The 6,172-nt window shown below is 39.4% G+C and carries 6 protein-coding genes; 4 read left to right on the plus strand and 2 right to left on the minus strand.

Annotated elements, in window-relative coordinates; all coding sequences use genetic code 11:
• A partial coding sequence (locus LI951_RS14975) for a hypothetical protein (RefSeq protein ID WP_420705946.1) occupies positions 1–210 on the minus strand: 210 nt, incomplete at its 3' end.
• Between the two features lie 644 nt (positions 211–854).
• Here LI951_RS14975 and cbpB point away from each other — a divergent pair.
• The 3 genes from cbpB to LI951_RS14990 all read left to right on the plus strand — a co-directional run bounded on the left by cbpB (position 855) and on the right by LI951_RS14990 (position 3,470).
• Positions 855–1,349, plus strand: coding sequence for a cyclic-di-AMP-binding protein CbpB (gene cbpB, locus LI951_RS14980; protein WP_229442799.1), 495 nt, complete (start codon positions 855–857; stop codon positions 1,347–1,349).
• Positions 1,350–1,418: 69 nt separating this feature from the next.
• Positions 1,419–2,120 carry a 2,3,4,5-tetrahydropyridine-2,6-dicarboxylate N-acetyltransferase gene (gene dapD / locus LI951_RS14985; protein WP_229442801.1) on the plus strand — a complete coding sequence of 234 codons (702 nt, stop codon included), beginning with the start codon at positions 1,419–1,421 and terminating at the stop codon, positions 2,118–2,120.
• A gap of 216 nt (positions 2,121–2,336) precedes the next feature.
• Positions 2,337–3,470: an N-acetyldiaminopimelate deacetylase gene (locus tag LI951_RS14990; RefSeq protein ID WP_202068637.1), complete on the plus strand. Its 1,134-nt coding sequence runs from the start codon at positions 2,337–2,339 to the stop codon at positions 3,468–3,470.
• Between the two features lie 303 nt (positions 3,471–3,773).
• On the opposite strand, the gene LI951_RS14995 is transcribed toward LI951_RS14990, so the two are convergent.
• Positions 3,774–4,706 carry a mechanosensitive ion channel family protein gene (locus LI951_RS14995; RefSeq protein ID WP_202068638.1) on the minus strand — a complete coding sequence of 311 codons (933 nt, stop codon included), beginning with the start codon at positions 4,704–4,706 and terminating at the stop codon, positions 3,774–3,776.
• Positions 4,707–4,978: 272 nt separating this feature from the next.
• Here LI951_RS14995 and LI951_RS15000 point away from each other — a divergent pair, with 272 nt between their 5' ends.
• A complete protein-coding gene (locus tag LI951_RS15000; RefSeq protein WP_324254798.1) occupies positions 4,979–6,004 on the plus strand; it encodes a branched-chain amino acid aminotransferase in 1,026 nt (341 codons plus the stop codon).
• Positions 6,005–6,172 lie beyond the last annotated feature (168 nt).

Below are 6,172 nucleotides of genomic sequence, written 5' to 3' on the forward strand. Positions count from 1 at the left end.
TCGCGCTAAATGAGCAGATAATTCTACCAAACTTTCTGTCGCAATTGACTGAGAGAAAAAAGCACAGGCAAGTAATTCATTGCCGCTGAATTTACTGTTTCTAACGGAAAAATGAGTATCGCGGGCAAGTGATTGAAGTTTCTTTGTATCAAACAGTTGATGGAGTGTCTCGCAAAAGTGTTGGAATTGTCTCTCTTTTGACGTTTTCATAATGAGTCCTCCTATCAAAAATTTCTATCCTCACCTTATTTTACTTTGTTTTTTGAGATTTTTGATAGAGGTCTCTTTCGAAAAAATAGTTATTTCTTAGCTTGATGGCTATGTACAGAAAACCTAATCAATCATTTTTAAAACAGCTCTAAATCGTTTGTTCCGACAGGAGTCTAGATGATGATTTAGAGTTTTTTCTTGTTGTAAAAGGTGAGATCGGGACAAAAGCAATCAGCTCCGAAATTTGTCAAGGAATACTATTTATAGAATGAATAGCTGAGAATTGATATACTTCGCTTCGATCCCATCAACTTCTATGTATGAAACATACGAGAGTTGACAGGCTTCACTAGGATTGCTTTAGCAGAGTAGATGAAGTCCTGTTACCTACTCGGTGAAGAAGCTGCTCCTGCGGTTACTCGTCGCAAAAAGAATTTTTGCTTTTGTTCCGCCGATTATTCGAGGCTAGATACGAAGTAGAGTTTGGAACTTTATTCTGCCCCACTCTCTTTTTAAAATCCGGCAGTACGAACTGAATTGTAAAAAACTTTAAATGATCTATGAAAAAACTGCGAATTTAGAGACATTCCCTGTCGTTTTTTGTACAATAAAGAATGTAGTGAAAAACGAATGGAGGCACTCCAATGATTGGAAATGCTGTTAAAGAATTATTGTTAGAGAAACAAGATACATTTATGATACCTGGTGAGAATGTTGCCAATGTTATGTGTTTGAACCCTTTAAATCATGCGCTGCTTGTTTTATCTCAAGTAAGATATTCAAAAATTCCCGTATTGGATAAAGGAGACCGCTTTGTCGGCTTGATCAGTCTCTCAGATGTGGTAGATAAAATGTTTGACCTTACCTCGATTGATTTGGAAAAGCTGCAGGAGTTCACAGTCGCTGATGTGATGGAAGTAGGGGTTCCTGTAATCGGCGAAGAATGGGATTTGGAAGATGTGCTGCACTTGCTGGTGGATTCACCGTTTCTGCCGGTTGTCGATAATAACCAGTGCTTCAAAGGTATTATTACAAGAAAGGAATTGCTGAAAGCGATTAATCATATGGCACACGAACTGGAAAGGCATAATATTGTGCTGCCGAAAGTCGAGGAGGACCAGGAAAATCAGGCAATTTGATTTTTTAAAATTCACATTTCTTTTTATTTCTGTTATGCTGTTTGTTAGAAACTGAAGGGAGTTGTGTAAATGGATGCCCATGAAATAATCAATTATATCGGGAGCGCTAAAAAGAAAACAACAGTGAAAGTCACACTTAAAGGAAAGCTGAAAGAAGTGGTTTATCCGGAAGAAATAAAGGCTTTTGCAAACTGTAAAACGGGAACTTTATTTGGCGAATGGGCTGATATTAAAGAATTTTTAGAAGAAAATCAGGCAGTTATTGATGATTATGTTGTAGAAAATGATGGTCGGAATTCTGCGATTCCTTTATTGGATACGAAAGAAATAAATGCAAGAATTGAGCCTGGTGCAATTATCCGTGATCAGGTTGAAATAGGTAATCAGGCAGTTATTATGATGGGTGCCATAATCAATATCGGAGCAGTGATTGGTGAAGGTTCGATGATTGATATGGGCGCCATTCTCGGTGGAAGAGCAATCATCGGCAAACATTGTCATATTGGTGCAGGAACTGTACTGGCCGGAGTGATTGAACCGCCAAGTGCAGAGCCGGTTGTGATCGAAGACAATGTGATGATTGGTGCGAATGCAGTAGTTCTTGAAGGTGTTCGTGTAGGTAAAGGTGCGGTTGTTGCTGCCGGAGCAGTTGTTATAAATGATGTGGCACCGAATACTGTTGTTGCAGGAATTCCAGCAATAAAAATCAAGGATTTTGACGAAAAAACCAAAGATAAAACAACGATAATGAAAGAATTGAGAAATCTTTAAATCCAGTTATAGAGGATGGAGAAATTTTTTGATTGTTTCGATGATCTGTCAAGAGATGAACTGTGGTCTGCGGTTGCCGAATGTTACAGCTTGAGCAGGAGAACAGTATATCGAACACTGAGAGGTTAAGAAAGGACAAAGACAAGCGTGTGAACTTTATTTGTTCCATGCTTTCTTTTCTGTATATAGAAGTTTTTTTGAATAGGAGATTGGTCCGTGATACAAGAAAGGTTAAGTGAAATTAGAAGAGCGCTTCACCGGATACCGGAAATTGGTCTGGAAGAAGTTAAAACGCAGCGTTGTCTGCTGGAAGAAATAGAAGGAATAAAAAAGGAATATATTGAAATCAAAAGCTGGCAGACAGGAATTCTGGTTTTTGTTTATGGCAGCGACCCTGAAAAGACTATAGGCTGGCGTGCGGATATTGACGGACTTCCCATTACTGAGGAAGTTTATTCAGATTTTCGTTCTACTCATGAAGGGAAAATGCATGCATGCGGTCATGATTTTCATATGACGATTGGTTTGGGGCTGCTGGAAAAGATAAGTTCCAATCAACCAAAAAATAATTATCTTTTTCTGTTTCAACCGGCTGAGGAAAATGAAGCTGGAGGAATGCTGATGTATGAGCAGGGGGCATTTGGCGACTGGCTGCCGGATGAATTTTATGCCCTGCATGTAAATCCGGATTTACCAGTGGGAAAAATTACAACTAGAAAAGGCACATTATTTGCGGCTACCTGTGAAGTTCGTGTTCATTTTAAAGGAAAGGGTGGTCATGCTGCATTTCCTCATGAATCAAATGATATGATTATTGCTGCCACCAGCTTTATTCAGCAGGCACAGACAATTATCAGCAGAAATGTTAATCCTGTAGATGGTGGAGTAATCACATTTGGTACATTTAATGCAGGCACAACAAATAATGTGATTACAGGTGAAGCAAAAATTTCAGGGACGATTCGGACTTTATCAGAAGCGAGCAACCAGCTGACACAAAGGAGAATCCGCGAACTTGCACAGGGAATCAGCCAGTCATTTAACTGTGAAGTGGAGGTGACTTTGGATCAGAAAGGCTATGTGCCTGTTGTCAATGACCAGAATACAACAGAGCAGTTCATTGAATTTATGAAAAATAAGCAAGGTGTTGCTTTTGAAAAAGCACCGGCAGCAATGACAGGTGAGGATTTTGGTTATTTGCTTTCCAAAGTTCCGGGAACTATGTTTTGGCTTGGAGTTGAAAGCCCATTTGGGTTGCATTCTGAAAAATTTAATCCAAATGAAGACGCCCTGACTTTTGCAGTAGAACATGTAGGTGATTTTCTGCAGTCTTTGGATTTGAAGAAATAAAAAACGAGTTTGGGACAGAAATAAAGTTCCAAACTCTCTTCATATCTACACCCGAATAAACGGCGGTACAAAAGCAAAAATTCTTTTTGCGACGAGTAACCGCAGGAGCAAAGGTCTTCATGCGACGAGTAACCGCAGGAGCAACTCCTTCGGAATTAAGCCGAACTATCCTGAAAATATGAGGAGCTCCAGGAAGGTATCAATTCACAGCTATTCATTCTATGAATAGTGTTCCTTGACAATTTTCGGATATTCCTTCTTAATTCTCAGAGCTGATCGCTTTTGTCCCGATCTTCTTTTACTTTATTGCATATTAATGGGTGTATTTGGAATAGTGAATCCTTCGGTTGAAAGTGCTGAAACATACTGCGCCAGAAATTCTTCCCTGATTCCAGATTGTTTTCCGTTTAAGACATACATCGTGGTACGAATTGCGAAATTACCATTGCCTAAATCGACCATGCCGAAAAGAGTAGGGCCGTTTTGGATGTCTTCATCATGCTTTTCTGCCAGACGTTCGTTCACCCCGGAAATCAGCTCCTGAATCTTTTCAATACCTTCCTCTGGCACTATTCGGATGTCTATGACGACCTGAATGTTGGAACGAGACAGATTGCTGATCGTGGTAATATTTCGATTAGGGATAAAATGAACGGTTCCATCAAGTGATTTCAGCTGTGTTGTTCGCAGTCCGATTGAGGTGACTGTTCCTTCAATATCAAGACTGAGCAAACGTATATAGTCACCTACATCCATCTGCTGCTCCAGAATAATAAAGAAGCCTGTAATGATATCGTTCATGAAGCCCTGAGCACCAAGACCAATGGCAACCCCCGCAATCCCTGCACCTGCAAGCAGCGAGCCAATAGGAACCCCCAAAACACTTAATACGGAGTATAAAAAGAAAAAAAACAGAGTGTATTGAAAAGCATTACTGGTAAGCAGATGAAGCGTGTTTACTCTGCTGTTGCTGAGTGACTGTTTTTTGGAAATCTGATTTTTATATAAATGATTGATCAGCACTTTTCCAATTTTATTGATTAAAACAAATAACAATATAAGAAATAAAAGATAGATAGTCTTTTCAATAAGTACTGCGGTAATCTGATCCCAGTTGATTGACTGCCAGTAGCGTTGAAGCGCACTGACTTTTTTCACTGTTTCTTCTGTCAAAGTAACTGAAGAGGAATCTACTGTACTTTCAATACTTGATGTTGACTGCTGCAAGAGAAACATAATGAACCACCTTTATAAAGCATTTCTTCTATTTTACCTAAAAAAGGGAAATCATTCCAGTACAGTCTGCTTTATTATTTTTCAAAAAAAGAAAATCATCAGGTTTCTTATCAGAAAGAATCTTGGTATAAAATCAGTTTCCAGTGTTGAACAGCAATCTGATCTGAACCTCGACTGAAATATTCTGTTAAAATTTCCTTTTTATGATTTTGAAAGTGAATTATGAGAAAAATCTAACAATTCAGAAGATAATATGATACAATATTCTGAAAATGGAAGGGGAACACAGGATGATCGATTGGGAAAATTTAGGGTTTAAATATATCAAAACACCATTTCGTTATCTTTCTAAATGGAAAGATGGAAAATGGGATGATGGGCTGTTAACAGAGGATAATACGCTGCATATACACGAGGGTTCAGCTTCTCTTCATTATGGACAGCAATGTTTTGAAGGATTGAAAGCATATGGCTGTGAAGATGGTTCAGTTAATTTGTTTCGGGTGGAAGAAAATGCAAAACGAATGAACCGCAGTGCTGAACGTCTATTGATGCCTCAGGTTCCGGAGGAAAAGTTTGTAAATGCAGTTAAAGAGGTAGTGAATGCAAATAGAGATTTCGTACCGCCATATGGTTCGGGCGCTACTTTATATATTCGGCCTTTGCTTATAGGGGTTGGAGAAGGGATTGGTGTCAGTCCAGCTCCGGAATATCTGTTTACAGTTTTTTGTATGCCGGTTGGCGCCTATTTCAAGGGCGGTCTGACACCTACAAACTTTATTGTATCTGACAGTGATCGGGCAGCACCGCATGGAACAGGAGCTGTGAAAGTCGGTGGAAATTATGCCGCCAGTTTGTATCCTGGAAAGGTGGCTCATGACAGACATTTTTCGGATTGCATCTATCTGGATCCGGCAACACATACAAAAATAGAAGAGGTTGGTTCTGCCAATTTCTTTGGAATTACAAAGGATAATCGTTTTGTTACACCGATATCCCCGTCTATTCTGCCAAGTATTACGAAGTACTCACTTTTATATTTAGCTGAACATCATTTGGGGATGGAAGTTGTTGAAGGGGATGTTTATCTGGATGGGCTGGATCAGTTTTCAGAAGCAGGTGCTTGTGGAACTGCGGCAGCTATCTCTCCGATCGGAGGCATTCAAAATGGTGATTCGTTCCATGTTTTTTACAGCGAAACAGAAGTAGGTCCTGTTACGCAAAAATTGTATGATGAACTGACAGGAATTCAGTTTGGCAAAATCGAGGCTCCGGAAGGCTGGATTCAAAAAGCCTGACAAAAAATAAAAAAGAAAATACTTAATCGGCGTATTCTAGGCTCATTGTCAAATCGGACTGATAGTATCACCAATGAACATCGGAAGAAGGAATCGAACTCCTTCTCCGGTGTTTTTTATTTGTATTGAATAAGGCCGTTGAGTAAGAAAATTCGGGTACGCATATTT

Source organism: Enterococcus sp. BWT-B8 (assembly GCF_020567625.1).
GTDB lineage: Bacteria > Bacillota > Bacilli > Lactobacillales > Enterococcaceae > Enterococcus_L.

Coding starts and splice junctions, on each gene's coding strand:
- LI951_RS15000 (WP_324254798.1), top strand. CDS start 4,979: ATGGAAGGGGAACACAGGATGATCGATTGGGAAAATTTAGGGTTTAAA.
- LI951_RS14995 (WP_202068638.1), bottom strand. CDS start 4,706: ATGTTTCTCTTGCAGCAGTCAACATCAAGTATTGAAAGTACAGTAGAT.
- dapD (WP_229442801.1), top strand. CDS start 1,419: ATGGATGCCCATGAAATAATCAATTATATCGGGAGCGCTAAAAAGAAA.
- cbpB (WP_229442799.1), top strand. CDS start 855: ATGATTGGAAATGCTGTTAAAGAATTATTGTTAGAGAAACAAGATACA.